The organism is Bacillus sp. RC240, from assembly GCF_044907945.1.
Lineage (GTDB): Bacteria > Bacillota > Bacilli > Bacillales > Bacillaceae_G > Bacillus_A > Bacillus_A mycoides.
This window is the reverse complement of record NZ_JBIYCT010000002.1, coordinates 647688-668871: the sequence shown is the minus strand read 5'-3', so window position 1 is coordinate 668871 and position 21184 is coordinate 647688. Positions and strand designations below refer to the sequence as shown.

The window sequence follows — 21184 nt, the reverse complement described above, 5'->3', positions numbered from 1 at the left end:
CCTCTTTGTTATTTTGCATCAAATGATTTTAAGTTTTCATGACGAATTTTGTCTTTTTCTGCATCTGATTTTTTGAAATTATAATCGTATAAAGCGCCTTCCCAGTCACCGTACATTGGGTTAGGGAAAATGATGAATTTTTCACCAAATTGTGCTTTTGATTCTGCCACTGTTTCATTGCGATCTTTTACAGATTTTCCATCAAAACCAGTGAAATCAGATAAGTTGTCACCGAAGAATAGGACGATGTCATGTGTTTGAGAAACAAGTTCACGACGTTTTTCTTTCCCTTTTTCTTTCGGATCTTGTAATAAGATATGCTCTTTCGTTGCTTGAGGAGCCCCTACGCGCTCAAGGTTTTTAATAGTTGCATCTAGTTGATTCGTTTTGCGATTTGAGATGTAGTAAATATCTACACCTTTAGACTCTGTATATTTTAAGAAATCAATCGCGCCTGGAAGAGCTTCAGCTTCAGCTTTACTAATCCAATCGTCCCATTTATAAGGATAGCCTTTTCCTGTTTTTACGCTCATTGCTTGATGAGGACTGTTATCTAAAACAGTTTCATCTAAATCAAGTACGATAGCAGGTTTTTTGTTTGTGCCTTTTGCAAGAGCTGCATCAAGCTTCAATTGACCAATATTATATCCTTGGTAGTATAGTGCTTTCGTTTCACCAGCTGTTTGATACCATAAATCAGCCATCAATTGCTGGTCTGTTAATTTTACTTTTTCTTCTTTCGCCACTGTTTTCTCAGCTGTTCCTGAACATGCTACAAGCGATGTGGAAAGAACGGCTACAGATAATAAAGTGGTAATACCCCTCTTCATCTTCATATGTATCCTCCTTGATGTTAGTAAATCATTTAATATTATATATTAAAATATAATGCTTTTTATATTTTTTTTTATGAACATTTGCATATTGTCTTTTGTATATGTAGTAGTTTGTCCTATATTAGAAAGATGGGTTAAATAATAATAATTATTTTGACAAGTTTTATTGTCGTAATGACAATTATAATTGACAAAAACAGGATTTTTATTTACAATTTTAACTAAATGAAACAAATGATGGGTTAGATGTAGTGATACATATAAGAGAATGAAATATAGTACTATATTTCATTCTGAACAATCATAGGCTTTAACAGAGGGTACGAATGATACTAAAGGGGAGGCTTTATACATTGAGTTTACAAATTCAAAACTTAACAAAAATATTCGGAGAATCTAAAGCAGTTAATGGTTTGCAAATCTCGTTACCGAAAGGTGAAGTGTTAGGGTTACTTGGCCGAAATGGTGCAGGGAAAACAACGACAATTAAAATGTTACTAGGTTTATTAACGCCAAATGAAGGTTCTATTACGTGGGATGGAAAATCATTTGGTGATAGCGGGGTAACAATTGGATATTTACCAGAAGAAAGAGGATTATATACAAAAAGTAGAGTAATAGATCAGTTGCGATATTTTGGCAGATTAGAAGGAATGACGAAAAAAGAAGTGGATCTTGCAATTGATCACTGGTTAGAACGCTTAGCAATTCCAGAATATAAATTTAAAACGGCGGGAGAACTTTCGAAAGGGAATCAGCAAAAAATTCAATTGATTGCTGCTCTTCTTCATGATCCAGAACTTCTTATTTTAGATGAACCATTTAGCGGACTTGATCCAGTTAATGCGGGAATGCTAGCTAGTATTATTGGAGAACAAGTACAGGACGGAAAGACAATTATTTTATCAAGTCACCGTATGGAGCAAGTAGAGGCTTTTTGCCAACATGTATGTATTTTGAAAAAAGGCGAAGCGGTTGTAGAAGGACAGTTAAGTGATATTAAGAAAGAATACGGTTTTCGTAATTTAACGATTGAAGATACAGTAGAGAATGAAAAGGGATTAGAAGCTATACACGTTCCGTATGAAAAACAACAAGGCCTTCTTTATGTAAAAGTACAAGGCGATGCAGAAGCTCTAAAGATTTTGCAACAGTTGCAAGAACAAGGTGTTGGTTTACGACAATTTAAAATGTTAGAGCCGACGTTAAACGAAATCTTTGTAGAGAGGGCGAAATAAAGATGCGTAAATTTTCTCATGTATTTTCATTTTATTTTAAAGAAGCATTTTTATCTAAAAAATCATTAATTACGAGTGCGATTTTATTTTTGGTTGTGTTTGGGATTTTTGCATTTAATCATTTTACTTCAGGCGATGATAAAAATAAGGATAAAGATAAAATTGCAGTTGTAGTAGAGAGTTCCACATACAAAGTACAAAAAGAAGAGCTAAATAAGCTATTGCCATCAGCAAAAATAACGGTCGGTTCAAAAGATGATTTTGATAAACTACATAAGCAAGTAGAAGAGGGAGATTTAGATGGTCTATTCCATGTGACGGAAAAGGATGGGACTCCAGCAGTTACATATATGTATAATGGATTTCCAAGCCAAGCGACTTCTGCGATTATGGCGGGTTATTTAAAACAACAATATACGAAGGTGACGATTGCAAAAAATAATGTTTCACCAGAAATTGCGCAGCAATTACAAGCAGAAATTCAAGTGAAGCAAGAAGCGATAAAAGATCGTACATCTTCTTTCGGAATTGCATATTTCTTTACATTTGCTTTGTATATGTTTATTGTAGCTTTCGGAAATACAATCGCAATGAATATTGCATCTGAAAAGGCGTCACGTGTAATGGAAGTAATGCTTCCGAAAGTAAAGCCTCTTACGATGATGTATGCGAAAATCTTAGCGGTTGTTTCAACGGCGTTATTGCAACTTGTAATATTGGCTTGTGGTTATCTTATTCCTTATTTGTTAGGTTGGGTCGATTTAGAAAGTGCTTCATTATTTGGTGTTCCCATTGACTTTACAAAATTAGATGCAAAGGTTATAAGTATGTTCCTTGTTTATTTCATTACGGGGTATTTACTTTATGCGATGATGTACGCTGCGGCTGGAGCTGTTGTGTCTAAGACAGAGGATTTACAAGCTGTATCTTTCCCAGTAATGATTTTGATCATGGCTGCATTCTTCATTAGTATTAAATCATTAAGTGATCCGAATAGTACTATTGTTGTTGTAAGTTCGTATGTTCCGTTTTTCACACCGATGGTTACCTTCTCGCGGATTGTAGCTGGTGAAGCTGGTATGTTAGAGATTACGATAACATTAGTAGTTTTATTGGCGACGATTGGTATATTAAATGCTATTACAAGCCGTATCTATGTAAATGGTGTAATGAATTACTCTGATAAAGTGAAGTTTAAAGATTTGGCGAAATTTATAAAGCGTCAATAATGGGAGAAAAGCATGATTTTCTAATGGAATCATGCTTTTTCTTTACCCCGCATTAACGGGCAGTAAAACTCCCATCTCAAAATTCAGCTGGAGCAAAGAAGTTAGATGGGAGATCAACTGCCCGTAAACGCCCGATTGGTTCAACTAATAATCAGTGGGGGATGAACAAAACCCCCACTGATTAAAGTTTCACTTTATGTATAAATTAAAAATAGTATATAATAATAAGAGTTGTCTTTTAATAGAATGAATAAAAAGGAGGGTGTGCAGATGGGAATTAGTAGTCGTTTTACAGTAGGTGTTCATATGTTAACGTTACTTGCAATAGATCGAAACTCTCGCTGTACCTCTGAATGGATTGCTGGTAGTGTGAATACAAATCCAGTTGTGATTCGTCGCATTACAGGAATGTTGAAGAGAGCAGGACTTGTTGATGTACAAGCTGGTAAAGGTGGTACGACACTTGCTCGTGATTTAGATGAAATTACATTACTTGATGTATATAAAGCTGTGGAAGTTGTAGAAGAAGGACATCTATTTTCTTTCCATGAAAATCCCAACATTGAATGTCCAGTAGGAGCTAATATTCAATCGGTATTAGAGATTGTTTTAATACAATCGCAAGAAGCGATGGAAAACGTACTTGCAAATGTAACGGTGCAGCAATTAGTTACAAATTTAAAGTCGAAAATTAAAGAATAAAAAAAAGCGAGCTTCCTCATGATGAGGGCTCGCATTTTTTTATTCGGAAATATTGAAAATTCTATTTTTCAGTATTTAAAATAAACTTTCCTACAACAGCTGCTACGATACCACCAAAAATTGGGGCAACGATGAACACCCATAGTTGAGAAATTGCTTCTCCGCCAGCGAATAGAGCTGGTGCGATACTACGAGCTGGGTTAACAGATGTTCCAGTTAACGGAATACCTAATAAGTGAATTAATACTAATGTGAAACCAATTACTAGTCCAGCTAAAGAAGAACTTCCCTTTTTACCTGTTACAGCAACGATAACTAAAACAAATACGAAAGTTAAAATGAATTCAACTAAAAATGCTCCAGATAAACCAAGAGTTCCAAAACTATTTTGTCCTAAATTATCTAAAGGTAATTTAGCAGATCGTAAAATTGTTACTAACGTTGCAGTTCCTAATAAACCACCTAAAATTTGGGCTAATAAATAATAGCTAAGTTCCATAGCGTTCATTCTTTTATTGATGAACATAGCGATTGATACTGCTGGATTAATATGACACCCAGAAATTGTTCCAATACTATATGCCATAGCCACGATAGATAATCCGAAAGCCATAGCGATACCTAACGTTCCAATTCCTTCAATTCCGCCACCAATGACAGCTACTCCAGTTCCGAATAATACAAGTACAAATGTACCAATAAATTCAGCAATTGCTTTTTTTAACATAATTTACCTCCTATTAATGCGCATGAAACGTATTATAACATAGGTTTTAGTATAAATAGCTAATGAAATACTATTCTGATAAGGCGAAATAGGGAGACAATAAAAATGGATATGGTTCTATAAAGAAGAACCATATCCATTTTTATGCTGATTTTTTTTGTTTAATGACTGGAACAGAACGGTTTAAAACACTATTTACGACCATTCCTAGCATGATAATAATCATCCCAATCAGTGACAGACCGCTAGGGAATGAACCATTTAAGAAAATAATCTCACCAAGCACAGTGAAGACCATCGTTCCAGCTTGTGTTGCTTCAACAGCTCCAAGTAAAGCAAGATTGTTTTTTGCTAAGTCAGTAGCAAAGAAAAATGTCATCGTCGCAATAACTCCGGAACATAATGCTAACAAAAATCCTTGCATCATTTGATTTGATGATGGAATACCGGTAGTGGAAAATCCGTATATAGCAAGTAGAATTGTAATAGGGAGACTTCCGATTGCCATTCCTAATACACGTTGGAATGTATCAAGACGCCCGCCAACAAGTTCCATCATTTTTCGGTTACCGAAGGGATATAAGAAAGCTGCTAAAACGACAGGTAAAAAACCAGAAATGAATTGAGTCATTGTAATATGCCCTGCTTCAGTAGCTTGCATACAAAGTACACCAAGTAAAATAAATAAAGCGACGTATAAACTGCGCAGTGGGATTTTTCCACGTACAAGTTTTGTACCTGATTTTGTTTCTATTTTAATGAAGAATAATGGCGATAAAAGTAAACCTGCTAATATCGTAACTTGCCAAGTTCCAGCAACGAGCCAAGCTGGAGAAAAAACAGCTGCGAAACTTAATAAAGAATAGAAGCCGATGCCAGCGACAGAGCCCCACCCGATCCATACAAATGGATGTTTTTTTAATTCTTCCCATAAAGCTCCTAAGTTTTTGCGAAATAAAACGATAAGGAATAAAATAGGGAGAGCAAATAGAAAACGGAAGGAAGCAGTCCAAGCCCAGCTTGTTCCAGATACATTCATTGCTCTGTTAATAATAAAGGTTGCAGAAAAAAAGGCCGATGATAAAAGACCTAGTAGTATTGCGCGCATGAAGTATGGCACTCCTTTCGAAATTGAGTATTTATGTATAGTATAATATACTTAAAGTGAATAAAAGTAAACTATTTTATATTTTAAGGTGGTTTTATAGATGAAAGAAAATGAGGACATGCAAACAAAAGAAGTGATCCAGCAAGTAGGTCAGTTATTAAGACAAATTCGAAATGAACAAAAATTAAGTTTAGAAGATTTAGCCCAAAAAACAGGGGTTAGTAAATTAACATTAGGGAAAATTGAGAGAGGTGAAACGAATCCAACGTTAGCTGTCATTTGGAAAATAACGAAAGGGTTATCGATTCCTTTATCGAGATTAATGGTTGTTGGAGAACCTGTAGCTGTTGCGCGCTGCGGAGAAGGATTTGCAGTAGATGTAGGACAAGCATGGCATTTAGAAACGATGTTCCGTTACACGAAAGAAACAGGGATGGAAATGCACCGTGCTTGTTTAAGAGCGAATAGTATATATGAACCGGAAGCTCATCATGAAGGAGCAATTGAGCTTGTAACAGTAATGAAAGGGAAAGTTTCTATTCAAGTTGAGAATGACGTATATGTGCTAAATGAGTTTGACTCCATTCAGTTTGAAGCGAATAAGAAACATAGTTATAAAAATGAAGAGGATGAAGTGGCGGTATTACATTTAACGATGAAATATTCTTCATGAAAAAATCACCTATAGAAAAGAATTCTATAGGTGATTTTTTATATGCTCTTCTTACGTATATGGAATGATACCAGTTAGTACGCGCGTGGCATAAGTAATAAACAAATAAAATAAACTAAAAATCCCGTTCCAAAACATAGAATAGCAATGACCCAAATAATACGAATGAGAGTAGAGCTAATATCAAAATATTCTCCTAAACCACCGCATATACCAAATAACATTTTATCAGTTTCGGATTTATATAACCTCTTCGACATATTATGATCCTCTCCTTTTTATATCACCGCTGTTATGTATGAGTGATACAGTGTACTTTTATTCTATATGGAAATTTATCCCGCTATTTGTGGGCAGTAAAACTCCCACCTCAAAATTCGGCTGAAGCAAAGAAGTTAGGTGGGAGATCAACTGCCCGTAAACGCCCGATTGGTGAAGGCTAATAATCAGTGGAGGATGAACCCCCCACTGATTATAGTTTCACTTTATGAGAAGACCATTAGGTTATATTACATTTTTTTGTGAAAGGACAATACAGTGGATTAATTGTCTTAATTTTCAGTTGGTATTAAAATGAAAATGAGGGTGTGACGTATTTTCTAATATAAGGTGGGGAAATGGTAATGACATTATATTGGTTGACTAATGTAAAGCTTGAAACAGGTTATACATATGAAGAAGCGAAAATTTCACAAACGGAAACTGAGATATGCAGTCTTCTTATTGAAGATGGGCGAATTAAAAGAATTATATCGGGAATCGCCCAAGAGGAAGGGACGTTAACTTTTGATGCTAATCGTTTATTAGTTTTACCAGCTTTTGAAGAGATGCATATTCATATTGATAAAACATATTATAGTGGGCCTTGGAAAGCTTGTATGCCAGCAAAAAATATTTTTACACGTTTTAATGAAGAAAAAACGATTTTACCAAAGCAATTAGCAACTGCTCAAGACAGGGCGGAAAATATGCTAGAGTTATTGCTTCGAAATGGCGCAACAAATATTAGAACTCATTGTAATGTGGATCCGGTTATTGGACTTCGTAATTTAGAGGCAACGTTAGCAGCTTTAGAAACATATAAAGATCGGTTGTCTGGTAGAATAGTTGCATTTCCGCAACATGGATTATTGCGAAGTAATTCTATGCAACTTGTGAAAGATGCGATGCGTATGGGCGCACAATTAGTTGGCGGAGTGGACCCAGCTACAGTAGATAATGATATTGAAAAATCATTACATACGATTATGGACATTGCGGTAGAATTTAACGCGGATGTTGATATTCATTTGCATGATGCAAATAACCTTGGAACGTTTACAATGAAGAGATTGGCAAGTCTAACAGAGGAAGCAGGATGGCAAGGTCGTGTAACAATTAGTCATGCGCTTGGACTTGGTGGTGTTACTAATAAAGAAGCTGAAGAAGTGGCAGAAAGACTAGCAGCATTAAAGATTGATATCACTTCAACCGTTCCAATCGGTAAACAAGTAATCCCAATTCCGTTACTAGATCGAAAAGGAGTTAAAGTTTCATTAGGAAATGATAGTATTACAGATCATTGGTCTCCGTTTGGCACAGGTGATATGCTTCAAAAGGCAAATCGATTGGCAGAACGATTTGGTTGGAGTGATGAAAAATCTTTAGGAAAAGCTCTTCGTTTTATTACAGGAGGGAAAGCTACGCTAAACGATGAAGGCAAGAGATTATGGCCAAATGTAGGAGATGAGGCAAGTTTTGTCTTGACGAATGCAACATGCGCCGCGGAAGCAGTGGCTCGTCAAACAGAGAAGCGTGTAGTTATGTATAAAGGGAATGTTGTTATAGGAGATTTAGATCAAGTGAAATCTGATAATCTTGTATAGAGGAATCGTTTAGATGTTTTGAGAAGGGTTCTAATTGTGAAAATAGAACCCTTCTTTTTTATTTAGTAGAAACAGGGAAGTACTATACTTCCTTATAAGGAAGCAAGAAGGGATGAAAAGTTTGGACAATCAACATAATCAAAATCATATTATGGGAACTTTGCAATGGTTTATTTTTTTATTAGCAAACTCAATCGCGCTACCAATTGTTGTTGGCGGATTATTTCATCTTACGACGGAAGAAGTATTTTATTTAATGCAGCGTACGTTTTTCGTAGTTGGTATATCTTCTTTTTTACAAGGATGGCTTGGACATAAGCTTCCGATTGCGGATGGACCAGCTGGATCTTGGGTTGGTGTATTTACCGTGCTTGCTTATGCAACTGTAGGGCAGGATCAATTACATAGTACATTGCAAATTTTAGAATTAGGAATGATGGTTGCGGGAGTTGTTTTAATAGCGCTAGGAGTAACGGGAGTTATTGGGCGTATTTTATTTTTATTTACGCCGCTCGTGACAGGGACGTTCTTACTTTTATTATGTTTACAATTAAGTGGTGTATTTTTAAAAGGAATGCTAGGAATTACAGCTACTGTTTCTCAAATTGATGGATTTACAGCATTAATTGCTTTTGGCATATTTTTATTCGTAGTCATACTCTCCAACTTCGGAAAAGGGTTTGTTAAAAGTTATGCGGTTTTAATAGGGTTAATTAGTGGCTGGATTATTTTTCTCATTGCAGGAAAAGTGACGATCCCATCTCAAGTAACTCATTTTGTGCAACTTCCACATATATTCGCGTGGGGAATTCCAAAATGGAATACAGGTATGGCTGTATCAAGTTTCGTTATGGTATGTATTTTAGTTTCAAATACAGTGGCAGCTATTATAGCAATCAATCAAGCTACGATTCATAAAGCGACTATTGAACAAAAACAGTTGAGAAATGGTACGTGGGTCGGAGGGATTTCGCATATGATTTCCTCTTTGTTTTCAACTGTAGGTGTCGTTCCATTACCAGCAACGGCAGGTTTCATACGTTTAACAAATCAAAAGTACATGCGTTCATTCTTATTTGCATGTGTACTATTAGTCGGTATGTCGCTATTTCCAAGTATTATCCGCTACTTAGCCTCTCTGCCATCCGCGGTCGCATCTGCGGTTTTAATGGCTTCGTTCGTACAGTTAATTGGAATTGGGTTTCATAATATAAAACAAGTGCCAATGAGCGAAAGGAATATAACGATTTTAGGAGTTGCTATATTATTTGGAAGTGGTGTTATGTTTTTACCGTCTGGAGCACTCCAATCCTTGCCGTCTGTGATGCAATATATATTCGGAAATGGCTTGTTCGTAGGTACAGTTGTCAGCATATTACTAGAACAAATATGGCGTACTGAAAAGTAAGTGGATAAAAAGAGTGTACGCACTGTATAAAAGTCTAAAATAACATAAGAAATAAAGCCCATTTTCATTCACCACCTGCACATTTCGTTCATACAATATCTTGACTAAATAAACACCCAACTTACACATATACAGCTCTGGCTTAAGCAAGGAGGGTTATACCAGTTGAAGGAAAAAGCGTATCAATCTAAACCGTTACTCACAAAGAGAGAAAGAGAAGTATTTGAATTACTGGTTCAAGATAAAACGACGAAGGAAATTGCAGGTGAACTGTTTATAAGTGAAAAAACAGTACGTAATCACATCTCAAACGCAATGCAAAAGCTAGGGGTTAAAGGACGTTCACAAGCAGTTGTTGAGCTTCTTCGTATGGGAGAGCTCGAACTATAAGAAAGCAGCCGACTTTTATAAAAGAGGTCGGCTATTTTTCTATTTATTTCATGCTCCATATGAATGATAAGAATGTTTCCTACATAAATAGGTAGTAAGGAGGGGATATGTTGAAAAGGGTATTATTAGTTTCAACAAGCGCTCATAACTTGAATGGACACCCGACTGGTTTATGGCTTGAAGAGCTCGCAGCTCCGTATAATTTATTTAAAAAGGCTAAGTTCGATGTTGATCTTGTATCTATAGAAGGTGGAAGGGTACCTATTGATAGAGTGTCAATTCCAAATGGGATACCTCGTGAATTTAAGCAGGTAGCTACGATATTGCAAAATACGAAGCCGATTTCGAAGGTTCATTTTTCAGATTATGATGCAGTTTTATTTGGTGGTGGGCACGGGGCTATTGTAGATTTTCCTGGTAATACATATGTAGCGAATTTGATTGTAAATATGTATAACAATAACCGGGTTGTAGCGGCTGTTTGTCACGGGGTAAGTTCTTTAGTTGGTGTGAAAAATAAAGATGGCTCGTTTTTTGTTGCTGGTAAGCGTATAACAGGTTATACAAACGATGAAGAAAAAGCTGTACATTTAGAAAATCGAGTTCCTTTTTTGCTAGAAAGTAAGTTGAAAGAAGAAGGGGCATTATTTTATGTAGCACCTAATTTCACGCCGCATGTTGTAGTAGATGGGCGTTTGATTACAGGGCAGAATCCGCAGTCTAGTATGGGAATAGGTAAGGCTATAAAAAGAGCTGTAAATAAGTTATAGAAAAGGTGCCCGCTACTAACAAAGGTAGCGGGTACTTTTTATGTATAGCGTAGATTGAAATTGTAATAAACTAAAAAGACGTAATGAGTATAATAACTTCATTTATAAACATTCATGAATTTGCTATACTATTTTGTATGAACAAAAGAGGAGGCTCTTTTAAATGAGAAAAGTAGCGTGTGCAAATACTTATATTAATAAAATAAAGCCCGTTATTCGAAAGACGAGTTTTAGCCAATTAAAAATAGATGAAATTGCGAAATATATGGATATTAGTAAAGCTACTTTATATAAACGTTTTTCTTCGAAAGATGAGATTATTGAGGCAGTAGTAGAGGATTTTATAAACTATCTTCTTGAAGGAGATGCGGATAATCAAGATGAAAGTATGTCGTTTACAGAACGTTTCCAAAAGACGTTTATCCATTCTTTAAAATGTGTGACGTATATTTCGGATGTCTTTTTACAAGATTTGAAAGAAGCGTATCCGCATTTGTCGGATCAATTAGTCGCTGCACAACAAAATCGCAATCGTAATTTGCAAATGTTTTTTGAGTCGGGTATGGAACAAGGTTACTTTAATAAAATGAATGCGCAACTATTTATGGTGCAAGATGATGTGATGTTAAGACGCATTATAGATCATACTTTTTGCATTCAGTACGATATTACGTTAAAGCAAGCGATACTTGATTTCTACAATTTGAAGAAATATCAACTGTTTAAACCGGAATTTTTAGATGTAGTTGATGATTCTGAAATTGAAAAAGAAATTAAAGCTAATTTACAAATGATTTCGTAAAAAAAGCAGATTTCCCTTACTAGAGGGAAATCTGCTTTTTTAGTACATATTATTTTTGCAACTGTTTTAATACTAATTCAGCTACTGGACCACCTGAAGCAGGGTTTTGACCAGTAATTACACGATTATCTTCTACAGCGTAAGCTTCCCAAGGCTGCGCAGCTTTTTCGTAAAGCCCTCCATTTTTAATGAGTTCATCTTCTGTTAAAAATGGAACGAATTGATCCAATTCAGCTAGTTTCTCTTCTTCATTTGAGAATCCTGTTACTTTTTTATCGTTAATTAAACGATCCCCGTTACTTAATGTGATATGGAATAAACCAGCAGCTCCGTGACAAACAGAGGAAACAATTCCGCCATTTTCATAAATGTTGCGGCTAATATTTTGAAGTTCTTTGTTTTCTGGGAAGTCCCAAATAACTCCGTGACCACCCGCGTAATAAATAACAGCGTAGTCTTCTTGATCCACTTCACTCGGTTTCATTGTAGAGCCGAGACGATTCATAAATTCTTTCTTTTGATACCATTCCCAATCGATGCTCTCCGCCATCGCTAAACTATGCGGATCAATCGGTGTATAGCCGCCTTGTGGACTGACATAATCTACTTCGTAACCAGCTTCTTCTACTTTTTTAACGAAATGGACAGCTTCACCAAGCCAAAGCCCAGTAGCTCTATTTAAATTTGGGTATTTTTCTACGCTCGTTAATACAACTAACATTTTTTTCTTCATCATAATCCTCCTGTAATGTTTCTTCTATATAAAAGTTCTTTATTTACTTGATTTTATTAAGTTAGAAATTGCAAATTTGAATAACCATGTCAGTCCCCCTTATACCGGATTCGAAATTAGTGTATAACAATTTTTGGACAAAGTAAACTAAAAACACTAAATTAGTTTACTTTGTATATTTTTCGTTGACAAACTGTAATGCTGAAACTATGATAGTTCCATGAATATCGAACAACATAATGTTACGTTTCGAATTCAATTTGTCGCGCGATAAATTTATACATTTGATGAAGTTGTTTAGTAGTGATAGAGGAGCTAAACAACTTTATTTTTCATTTACAGTTACTACAATCAGAAGAGGTGTTACGCATGGGGAAAGATATAAGTAACCATTCAAAATGGTTTGTTTTCACATTATGTTTTATCGTTTTATTAGGACCGATGAATGCGGTTTTATTTAATGTAGCGTTAGAGGATATTGCTAATGATTTATCTATTAGTCAATAGAAAGTAAGTTGGGTTGTAGTAGGTTATTCCTTAGTTGTCGGTATTGGTTCGATGATATATGGGAAGTTGGCTGATCGTTATAGCGTAAAAAAACTATTGATTATTTCAATTATCATATTTGTAGCGGGTTCTATTATTGGATTTATGAATCAATCTTATGCGATTACCATTCTTGCAAGATTAGTGCAGGCGAGTGGGGGCGCGGCGTTTATTGCGCTTAGTATGATTGTAGTGGCAAAATTAGTTGCTCCTGCTAAGAAGCCTGGTGCATTAGCGATGATTAGTTCTTCTATTGCATTAGCAATAGGCATTGGTCCTTTAGTTGGCGGGGCTATTACAAATACATTAGGGTGGCCATATTTATTTTTATTTATGGTTATTTCAGTAGTTGGGATTTTCTTGCTTATAAAATTTATGCCAGAAGAAGCGCAGCATACGGATGAAGCGTTTCATTTTGATTACATTGGAGCGGCGTTATTATTTGCATTCATTACGACTGTTTTATTAGGTGTCAATATTAATAGTTGGCTATTTGTGTTATCGGTAGCTTTCTTATTTTTATTCACGGTTCGTATGAAGAACGCGGAGCATGCATTTATTGATATTGAGTTATTTTCGAACAAACCATTTCTTCGTTTAATAGCGGTCGGGTTTATAATTAATGTGGCGTTATGTGCTAGTCTATTATTATTGCCATCACTGTTAGGAAGAGTGCACGGATTGTCGCCATTCGTTATCGGAATTGCACTGTTTGTTGCATCACTCTTTGGTATTGTATCTAGTTTTATTACGGGAAAGATTGTCCCTTCGTTTGGAAATGTGAATATGATTTATGTAGCGTCTGTCATTATGATCGTTGGCTTTTTAATTTTAGGGTTTATTCCGAATGGAAGCATAGTCGTTATTGTATTGGCGATTATTTTAACATTTATGAGTTATTCAGCTATTCAAGTATCATTAAACACATTTATACCGAAAACATTACATCCAGCTAAAGTTGGAGTCGGTCTTGGTTTATATAATTTAATTAACTTTTTCGGTATGGCATTTGGACCAGCTGTAGCGAGCAAAGTTATGGAATCTACAAATAGTTATCGTTTGAATTTTATTTTAATCATCATTTTAATTTCTGCTCATTTCTTCTTATTAATAGGGATGTCTTCTTTCCAAAAAAAGATGGAGCAATAAAGTGAAACTTTAATTAGTGGGATAAATGCGTATTTTGTATGGAAGAAACCGACTTTCATATAGAAGGTCGGTTATTTTTCTGTCTTGCAAATTATGAAAAAAAGGAGCAAAATAAAAAAGGTCCTAGTCTATACAGGTACAAATGAAAATTTTCATACAGAAGCAGTTTAAGTGAGCGAACTTAAAGTGTATAAAATATAATGATAAAATAAGATGATGAATGAGAAAACGGGTGATTAAGTTGAATAGAGCGATCGGTGTTATTGATTCAGGAGTGGGCGGTTTAACAGTAGCGAAGGAATTAATTCGTCAGTTGCCGAAAGAACGTATTATATATTTAGGAGATACAGCACGTTGCCCTTATGGTCCGCGTTCTCGTGAAGAAGTGCGTCAATTTACGTGGGAAATGACGGAGCATTTATTAGATTTAAATATCAAAATGTTAGTTATTGCGTGTAATACAGCAACTGCGGTTGTCTTAGAAGAAATGCAGAAACAATTACCAATTCCAGTAGTTGGAGTTATTCATCCAGGATCACGTACAGCTTTAAAAGTGACAAATACGTATCATGTTGGGATTATTGGAACGATTGGAACAGTAAAAAGTGGCGCCTATGAAGAGGCACTAAAGTCTATTAATAACCGTGTTATGGTAGAAAGTTTAGCGTGCCCACCTTTCGTTGAGCTTGTAGAGAGTGGGAATTTCGAAAGTGAAATGGCGTATGAAGTTGTAAGAGAAACATTGCAACCGTTGAAAAGTACTGACATTGATACGCTTATTCTAGGATGTACACATTATCCGATTTTAGGTCCTGTTATTAAAAAGGTAATGGGGGATCAAGTACAATTAATTAGTTCGGGTGATGAAACAGCGCGTGAGGTAAGCACGATTTTATACCATAGTAAGATGTTAAATGAGGGAGAAGAACAAAGTGATCATCTCTTCTTAACGACTGGTAAAATAGGTCTGTTTAAAGAAATTGCATCAAAGTGGTTCGGTCAGCCGATTGAAAATGTGAAGCATATCAATTTAGAAACAGAATAATAGTAGATTCATATAAGAGAACTCCTGAGAAATCAGGGGTTTTTTCTGTGTAAGTAGCTATAGCTTGTTCTAAAATATGAAACAGCTCGTATACATAAAAGTACAAACTTAGATTTTAGGGGGGAATGGCATGCCTAAATCCACTTTTAAATGGGTTGTTGGTGCTACTGTGAGTGCGATTTTATTATCAGGGTGTGGCTTGTTAAATCAAGAGAAAGCGACAGAACAAATTGATCCGCCAAAAAAAGTTACGTATACAGAAGGTGAAAAGAAAGAAACTGCTAAAAAAGATAAACAAGAGCAAACAGTAAATAGAGAGTTATACCTCGTTGATAAAAATGGATATGTCGTACCGCAAACTATTGCAATGCCTACTCCGAAAGCGAATGAAGTTGTACAGCAAACGTTAGAGTATCTTGTGAAAGATGGACCAGTTACAAATTTATTGCCAAATGGATTTCGAGCAGTCCTTCCAGCGAATACGACGATGACCTTGAATTTGAAAAAAGGCGGGACAGCAGTAATTGATTTCTCTAAAGAAATGAAAAATTATTCAAAAGAAGAAGAACGTCAAATTGTTGAATCAGTAGCGTGGACTTTGACTCAATTTACAGAAATAAAACAAGTGCAGTTCCAAATAAATGGTGAAAAGTTAGCGAAGATGCCTGTTGCGGGTACACCGCTTGGTGAAGGTGTAAGTCGTGCGAATGGAATTAACTTTGATGATGAACAAGTAGCAGATGTGACGCATACAAAACCGGTTACACTTTACTTTATGGCGCAAAATAATAAGCAGCAATATTACGTACCGGTAACAAGGCGCGTTGCAGAAGGAAAAGAAAATGATTACTCGGCAATTGTGGATGAGCTTGTAAAAGGTCCGATTCAAGGATCACTACTAAATGATTTTAATCCAGGAGCTAAGCTTATTACGAATCCGAAAGTGAAGGACGGAAATATTACATTAAACTTTAATGAAAATATATTTGTGAACCCAGACAAAAATATGATTTCAAATTATGTGTTGAAATCGTTAGTCTTATCTTTAACGGAAAAACAAGGTGTGAAAAATGTTTCTATTGAAGTGAATGGGAAAGCAAATCTTATGGATGAGAAAGGTGAAAAGTTAATAAAACCTGTTAATCGTCCACAAAACGTGAATACAGGTAGTTTTTAATCGCGAATAATTTGATATACTTATGTAAGAAAGGGGAATTGCTTTTTGAGTTCCCCTTCTTTTATTGTTATACATATCGTACATTTAAATTTGGCTATACTAATGAGAGTATTTATGAGGGGGTTATTTTTATGCGAGTAGATGGTAGAGGAAAAGCAGAGCTACGCCATATACATATTCATACAAATTATTTAAAACATCCAGAGGGATCAGTACTAATTGAAGTTGGGGATACAAAGGTAATTTGTTCAGCGACAATTGAAGAGCGTGTACCGCCGTTTATGCGCGGAGAAGGAAAAGGCTGGGTAACAGCAGAATATTCAATGATTCCACGTGCGACAGAGCAACGTACAATCAGGGAGTCAAGTAAAGGGAAAGTAACAGGGCGCACAATGGAGATCCAGCGTTTAATTGGACGAGCATTGCGTGCGGTTGTTGATTTAGAAGCGCTTGGCGAAAGAACGGTTTGGATTGACTGCGATGTAATTCAAGCGGATGGCGGAACGAGAACAGCTTCTATTACAGGTGCTTATGTAGCGATGGTATTAGCTTTTGAAAAATTATTGCAAGCAGACAAAGTATCTAAAATTCCGGTGAAAGATTATTTAGCGGCAACGTCAGTAGGTGTTGTTGAAGAACAAGGTGTTGTTTTAGATTTAAATTATGCTGAAGATTCTAAAGCAGACGTTGATATGAACGTTATTATGACTGGAAAAGGTCAGTTTGTTGAAGTGCAAGGAACTGGAGAAGAAGCGACGTTTAGCAGAGCTGAATTAAATGAATTACTTGATGCTGCTGAACAAGGGATTTTCCAACTTGTTGAAAAGCAAAAAGAAGCATTAGGTGACATCGTATCTCATATAGAGTAGAGGTGGAAAATATGAAGCAAGTTGTTGTAGCGACGAAAAATCTTGGGAAAGTACGTGAGTTTGCTGAGTTATTTGAGAGATTTGACTTAGAAGTGAAATCTTTACACGATTTTCCTCATATTGAAGAAGTCGAAGAAACTGGTGAAACATTTGAAGAAAATGCAATTTTAAAGGCGGACAGTCTTAGTAGACAGTTGAATTCCATCGTAATTGCGGATGACTCTGGTCTTATTGTAGATGCCTTAAACGGGAAACCAGGTGTGTATTCAGCTCGTTTTGCTGGGGAGCCGAAAGATGATCAGGCGAATATAGATAAGGTGTTACAAGGGTTAACTGACTTCGATTTAGAAAAACGTACAGCTCGTTTTTACTGTGCGCTAGCAGTTGCTTTCCCTGAAGTGGATAAAGAGCCGGTTATTGTAAACGGAACGTGCGAAGGGAAAATTCTAGAACAGCGCCGCGGGGAAAATGGTTTCGGATACGATCCGATTTTTTATGTAGAAGAATATAAAAAATCGATGGCTGAGCTAAATTCGGATGAGAAAAATGCGATTAGTCACCGCGGACGCGCTCTTCGTAAATTAGAAGAAAAAATCCCAGAATGGTTTTTAGAAGAATAAGGGAGAGAGATTGATGAAAGCTTTAATCGTAAGCGATAGTCATAGCTCTGTGAAGGAATTACAGCAGTTAAAAGAGAATTACGAAGGGAAAGTAGATGCCATGATTCATTGTGGTGATTCAGAGCTAACGCCTGCTCACGAAGAGCTACAAGGTTTCCAAGTTGTAAAAGGGAATTGTGATTATGCTAACTTTCAAGATGAAATTGTAACTGATGTAGATGGAATTCGTTTCTTAGTTGTACACGGTCATCGTCATAATGTGAAAATGACGTTACAAACGTTAGCGTATCATGCAGGAGAAGTAGGAGCGCAAGTAGCATGCTTTGGACATTCTCATATATTAGGGGCAGAATTAATTGATGGGATTTTATTTATTAATCCAGGAAGTATTTTGCTCCCACGCTCTCGTGTGGAAAAGACATTCGCTTTATTAGAAATGGATGAAAATCATATAGAAGTTCGTTTTGAAACATTAGATGGACAGCTGGTGGAACAAGCAATTTTTAAAAGAGGATAAGAAAAATTATCCTCTTTTAAAAAAGTGTTGACTTTATAAGTAGTTATGAATATAATAAATATTGTCGATAGGGCAACGGCGCTAACGAAGAAAAATAAAATAACATATGCGGGTGTAGTTTAGTGGTAAAACAAGAGCCTTCCAAGCTCTGGTCGAGAGTTCGATTCTCTTCACCCGCTCCATGTCCCAGTAGCTCAGCCGGATAGAGCATACGCCTTCTAAGCGTACGGTCGGGAGTTCGAATCTCTCCTGGGACGCTAACAAAACCTTGTTATCTTTTGATAACAAGGTTTTTTGTTTGTTTTAAATTAGTTATTAATAAATTTTTCAAAGACAAAACCGTAATCTTTCACGTTATATTGCTTTTTCGTATCAACGAGCCAGTTAAAGGCGATCTCGTTCATCTCTTTAAACTGTTCTGCTAAATTTACTTGTGCATTTGAAATACGGCTGAAAGCGTTAGATGCCATATCTAAACTTTTATGTGCATACTGCAATTTAATGTCGTTGTCGTATGAAATTTCTTCGATTTTAAGAAGAGCCTTATATAAATCTTTTAATTCTTCAATATGTTTTTTATGAACATCAATTGAGTAATGCTCATCTCCCATTTGAAATTTAATTTCTACATCTAAATCAATCGTTCCTGCAGTTTCAAGTGCTACGTTTTTAATTTGATATTTACTATAGCTAAAGCGGCGTAATGTACGTTTTTTGCTTGTGGCACTTGTACCATCTAGGTGAATTAATCCTTTGTTTGTGAAACAATATTCATCTGATTTTGATTTAATAAGAAAGTAAATTTTCTCCCCATCTTCATGCATTACGTAATCATCAGCATCGACCTTATCGTAATCTTTTGGTGTGATAACGGAACCTACATCGCTTAATCCTAAAACGTCAGCTGCCATTTTTTTGAACATATATAATCCCCCTTGTAAATTAAATTCTTAATTGTACAAAAATATATTAACATGATTTTAAATCTATTTTTGAAATCTTACAATTCTGTAAGGTAAGTGTAAGGAAGTTCGATGGTAACAAATTACTAATCCTATATAATGAAGATAACAACGATAAATGAGGAGGAAGAGATGATGAAAGGATTAATCGTAACGGGTTTAACAGTAGCTTTTGGGTTTGTGGCGTATGAAAAGTTAACATATGTAATTGATGTTGTAAAACATTTAGTAGCGTAGAAAAAACTGCCATGAGAGGGAAAGGGAATGAGTGAATGAATGGAATGGTTATTTGGAATTATAGGTACTTGTAGTGTAGTTTTATTGTTCTTTGTCCCGAGTGGTATACTCAGTTCGACAACGAGTTTGTTTTTTTTAAGTTTGTTTGCTTGTACGATGCTCATTATTATGTTTTTAATGAAGCGAAGTAAACCAATCTTCTATTTTAGCATGATTGTTATGGCAATTATTGTTCTCCAAATTATTACCCTTGTTATATACCCCACAATTATAAAAGCTTTCCATTAATGATGAACCCTCTGCCGTCTGTTGCTGAGGGTTTTTGTTTGTGAAAAATGAATTTCATTTAGAAGTTTGTTGCTTTTTTGTTATGAAAATAGAATATTCCTATATTTCGAATAAATGATTTTGGAATGTTGTGTTCTCATTACGCATTTGATATATTTACTTTGAAGATCATTAAAATCTAGAAAAAGAGGCGGACGTATGGATAAAAAAGAAAATACGGTCGTATTGTTTCCGCAACTATCAGAACGCTATATTGATAAAGGTTTTTTAGCGTTGAAAGAGCGGGAATTCGAAGATGCATTGCGCTGCTTTGAAATATTACGTCAGTATAATGCAGAAACGGAACAAACAGAATTAGCTTCCGTTATTTGTTTGCTAGAATTAAAACGTATGGAAGAAGCGAAAGAAAAATGTGAGCAGTTGCTTGAAACAGGAGCTGTATTATTTGGTGATATTCTTGAAACGTATGTAACTATTTTAGTTCAAACAAATGATTATGAAGGTGTCATTGAAACTGTTGAGGAAGTTTTGCAAACGAAAGATATAATTCCTGAGCAAAAGGAAAAATTGGCGCAGCTTGCTTTGTTTGCGCAAGGGATGCTGAATGAAGAAGATAAACCGCTAGTGGATTCGAATTTTGAATTAGAAGAATTTACCGATGGGCTTTTTGGAGAAAACTTTGGTCAAAAGCTAAGAGTGATCCAGAAACTTTCGTTAAAAGACCTGGATCTCGCACTTCCTACTTTAAAGAAATTTTTAATAGACGAAGATCAGCATCCTTATTTAAAAACTTCTATTTTGTATAAAATGGTAGAAAATCAAATAGAAGAAGAGATAGAAGTAGAGAAGTTTGGAAATACGATAAAGGTGATTCCAGCATTTACAGGTCATAATGAGGAGCAATCCGATAAAATTATACATAAATTCTCAAACCGATTAGAGCAAAATTATCCAGATATATTTAGTACGATGGTTACATACTGGAAAGAATTACAAATTAGCATTTTTCCGTTCCCTCTATTAATGGATAAAGTAGAAATTTGGGCTGCTGTCTTAGAGAGAATTGGAAGAAAGCGTTTCGGATTGGCTATTGATGAAGAAGAACTTATGACAGCATACAATATTGAGTTTGAGGAATTTCATATTGCCTATCAATGGTTACTGCGCATTGAAAGAGAAGGGTATTTGCCCGTATAATTATGAAAAAGAATCGTTCAGTTATTGAAACGAGCACATTCTATGTTATAATGTAAGGGTTGCAAAAGGCAGAAATCTGCCTGTTTGTAAGAGAAG

General features: G+C 35.6%; 22 protein-coding genes, 2 tRNA genes and 1 pseudogene. 19 read left to right on the top strand and 6 right to left on the bottom strand.

Features of this window, described 5'->3' with window-relative positions:
- Positions 1–8: 8 nt before the first annotated feature.
- The gene (locus tag ABH955_RS11455; protein WP_404443469.1) at positions 9–836 is read right to left on the bottom strand and encodes a 5'-nucleotidase, lipoprotein e(P4) family; all 828 of its coding nucleotides are present in this window, start codon (positions 834–836) and stop codon (positions 9–11) included.
- 353 nt (positions 837–1189) lie between these two features.
- On the opposite strand from ABH955_RS11455, the gene ABH955_RS11450 reads away from it, so the two are divergent.
- The 3 genes from ABH955_RS11450 to ABH955_RS11440 all read left to right on the top strand — a co-directional run bounded on the left by ABH955_RS11450 (position 1190) and on the right by ABH955_RS11440 (position 4005).
- Positions 1190–2074: an ABC transporter ATP-binding protein gene (locus ABH955_RS11450; RefSeq protein WP_404454173.1), complete on the top strand. Its 885-nt coding sequence runs from the start codon at positions 1190–1192 to the stop codon at positions 2072–2074.
- A 2-nt stretch (positions 2075–2076) separates the two neighbouring features.
- A complete protein-coding gene (locus tag ABH955_RS11445) occupies positions 2077–3303 on the top strand; it encodes an ABC transporter permease (RefSeq protein WP_404491123.1) in 1227 nt (408 codons plus the stop codon).
- Positions 3304–3573: 270 nt separating this feature from the next.
- Complete coding sequence (locus ABH955_RS11440) at positions 3574–4005, top strand: Rrf2 family transcriptional regulator (protein ID WP_002112095.1); 432 nt, start codon at positions 3574–3576, stop codon at positions 4003–4005.
- 61 nt (positions 4006–4066) lie between these two features.
- Here ABH955_RS11440 and ABH955_RS11435 read toward each other — a convergent pair whose 3' ends face one another.
- Both ABH955_RS11435 and ABH955_RS11430 read right to left on the bottom strand, forming a co-directional pair.
- A complete protein-coding gene (locus tag ABH955_RS11435; protein WP_002067333.1) occupies positions 4067–4732 on the bottom strand; it encodes an aquaporin in 666 nt (221 codons plus the stop codon).
- Between the two features lie 142 nt (positions 4733–4874).
- Positions 4875–5840, bottom strand: a complete 966-nt coding sequence (locus ABH955_RS11430) for a DMT family transporter (protein WP_002145507.1) — start codon at positions 5838–5840, stop codon at positions 4875–4877.
- Between the two features lie 100 nt (positions 5841–5940).
- Between ABH955_RS11430 and ABH955_RS11425 the strand changes: the two genes are divergently transcribed.
- Entirely contained in the window at positions 5941–6513 is a 573-nt protein-coding gene (locus ABH955_RS11425) for a helix-turn-helix domain-containing protein (protein WP_002015333.1), read from the top strand.
- A 74-nt stretch (positions 6514–6587) separates the two neighbouring features.
- Here the strand turns inward: ABH955_RS11425 and ABH955_RS11420 are convergent, their stop codons facing one another.
- Positions 6588–6773, bottom strand: coding sequence for a PspC domain-containing protein (locus ABH955_RS11420; RefSeq protein ID WP_002088845.1), 186 nt, complete (start codon positions 6771–6773; stop codon positions 6588–6590).
- Between the two features lie 363 nt (positions 6774–7136).
- Here ABH955_RS11420 and ABH955_RS11415 point away from each other — a divergent pair, with 363 nt between their 5' ends.
- From ABH955_RS11415 to ABH955_RS11395, 5 genes are all read left to right on the top strand, one after another.
- Positions 7137–8378 (top strand): amidohydrolase family protein, encoded by a 1242-nt coding sequence (locus ABH955_RS11415; protein ID WP_404491122.1) that lies wholly within the window; start codon positions 7137–7139, stop codon positions 8376–8378.
- A 112-nt stretch (positions 8379–8490) separates the two neighbouring features.
- Positions 8491–9786, top strand: coding sequence for a purine/pyrimidine permease (locus tag ABH955_RS11410; protein ID WP_113935681.1), 1296 nt, complete (start codon positions 8491–8493; stop codon positions 9784–9786).
- Positions 9787–9951: 165 nt separating this feature from the next.
- Entirely contained in the window at positions 9952–10176 is a 225-nt protein-coding gene (gene gerE, locus ABH955_RS11405) for a spore germination transcription factor GerE (RefSeq protein WP_000659484.1), read from the top strand.
- Between the two features lie 107 nt (positions 10177–10283).
- Positions 10284–10946: a type 1 glutamine amidotransferase domain-containing protein gene (locus tag ABH955_RS11400; protein ID WP_404491121.1), complete on the top strand. Its 663-nt coding sequence runs from the start codon at positions 10284–10286 to the stop codon at positions 10944–10946.
- 163 nt (positions 10947–11109) lie between these two features.
- Positions 11110–11748 carry a TetR/AcrR family transcriptional regulator gene (locus ABH955_RS11395; RefSeq protein WP_242307490.1) on the top strand — a complete coding sequence of 213 codons (639 nt, stop codon included), beginning with the start codon at positions 11110–11112 and terminating at the stop codon, positions 11746–11748.
- Positions 11749–11797: 49 nt separating this feature from the next.
- Here the strand turns inward: ABH955_RS11395 and ABH955_RS11390 are convergent, their stop codons facing one another.
- Positions 11798–12481, bottom strand: a complete 684-nt coding sequence (locus tag ABH955_RS11390) for a type 1 glutamine amidotransferase domain-containing protein (protein ID WP_404491120.1) — start codon at positions 12479–12481, stop codon at positions 11798–11800.
- A gap of 369 nt (positions 12482–12850) precedes the next feature.
- Here ABH955_RS11390 and ABH955_RS11385 point away from each other — a divergent pair.
- From ABH955_RS11385 to ABH955_RS11350, 8 genes and pseudogenes are all read left to right on the top strand, one after another.
- Positions 12851–14176 (top strand): annotated as a pseudogene (locus ABH955_RS11385) (MFS transporter).
- A gap of 232 nt (positions 14177–14408) precedes the next feature.
- Positions 14409–15221, top strand: coding sequence for a glutamate racemase (racE, locus tag ABH955_RS11380; RefSeq protein ID WP_002015338.1), 813 nt, complete (start codon positions 14409–14411; stop codon positions 15219–15221).
- 130 nt (positions 15222–15351) lie between these two features.
- Positions 15352–16398, top strand: coding sequence for a GerMN domain-containing protein (locus ABH955_RS11375; RefSeq protein WP_113935655.1), 1047 nt, complete (start codon positions 15352–15354; stop codon positions 16396–16398).
- Between the two features lie 131 nt (positions 16399–16529).
- Entirely contained in the window at positions 16530–17267 is a 738-nt protein-coding gene (gene rph / locus ABH955_RS11370; protein ID WP_002138500.1) for a ribonuclease PH, read from the top strand.
- 11 nt (positions 17268–17278) lie between these two features.
- Positions 17279–17887 carry an XTP/dITP diphosphatase gene (locus ABH955_RS11365; protein WP_113935654.1) on the top strand — a complete coding sequence of 203 codons (609 nt, stop codon included), beginning with the start codon at positions 17279–17281 and terminating at the stop codon, positions 17885–17887.
- 13 nt (positions 17888–17900) lie between these two features.
- Positions 17901–18404 (top strand): metallophosphoesterase, encoded by a 504-nt coding sequence (locus ABH955_RS11360; protein ID WP_404491119.1) that lies wholly within the window; start codon positions 17901–17903, stop codon positions 18402–18404.
- A 108-nt stretch (positions 18405–18512) separates the two neighbouring features.
- A tRNA-Gly gene (locus ABH955_RS11355) sits at positions 18513–18586 on the top strand.
- 1 nt (position 18587) lies between these two features.
- Positions 18588–18661, top strand: a tRNA-Arg gene (locus tag ABH955_RS11350).
- A 51-nt stretch (positions 18662–18712) separates the two neighbouring features.
- On the opposite strand, the gene ABH955_RS11345 is transcribed toward ABH955_RS11350, so the two are convergent.
- On the bottom strand, positions 18713–19327 hold the full coding sequence (locus tag ABH955_RS11345) for a PH domain-containing protein (protein ID WP_016092377.1): 615 nt from the start codon (positions 19325–19327) through the stop codon (positions 18713–18715).
- Positions 19328–19642: 315 nt separating this feature from the next.
- Between ABH955_RS11345 and ABH955_RS11340 the strand changes: the two genes are divergently transcribed.
- On the top strand, positions 19643–19891 hold the full coding sequence (locus ABH955_RS11340) for a hypothetical protein (RefSeq protein ID WP_001983650.1): 249 nt from the start codon (positions 19643–19645) through the stop codon (positions 19889–19891).
- 198 nt (positions 19892–20089) lie between these two features.
- Positions 20090–21088, top strand: coding sequence for a hypothetical protein (locus ABH955_RS11335; protein WP_113768839.1), 999 nt, complete (start codon positions 20090–20092; stop codon positions 21086–21088).
- The last annotated feature ends 96 nt before the right edge of the window (positions 21089–21184 follow it).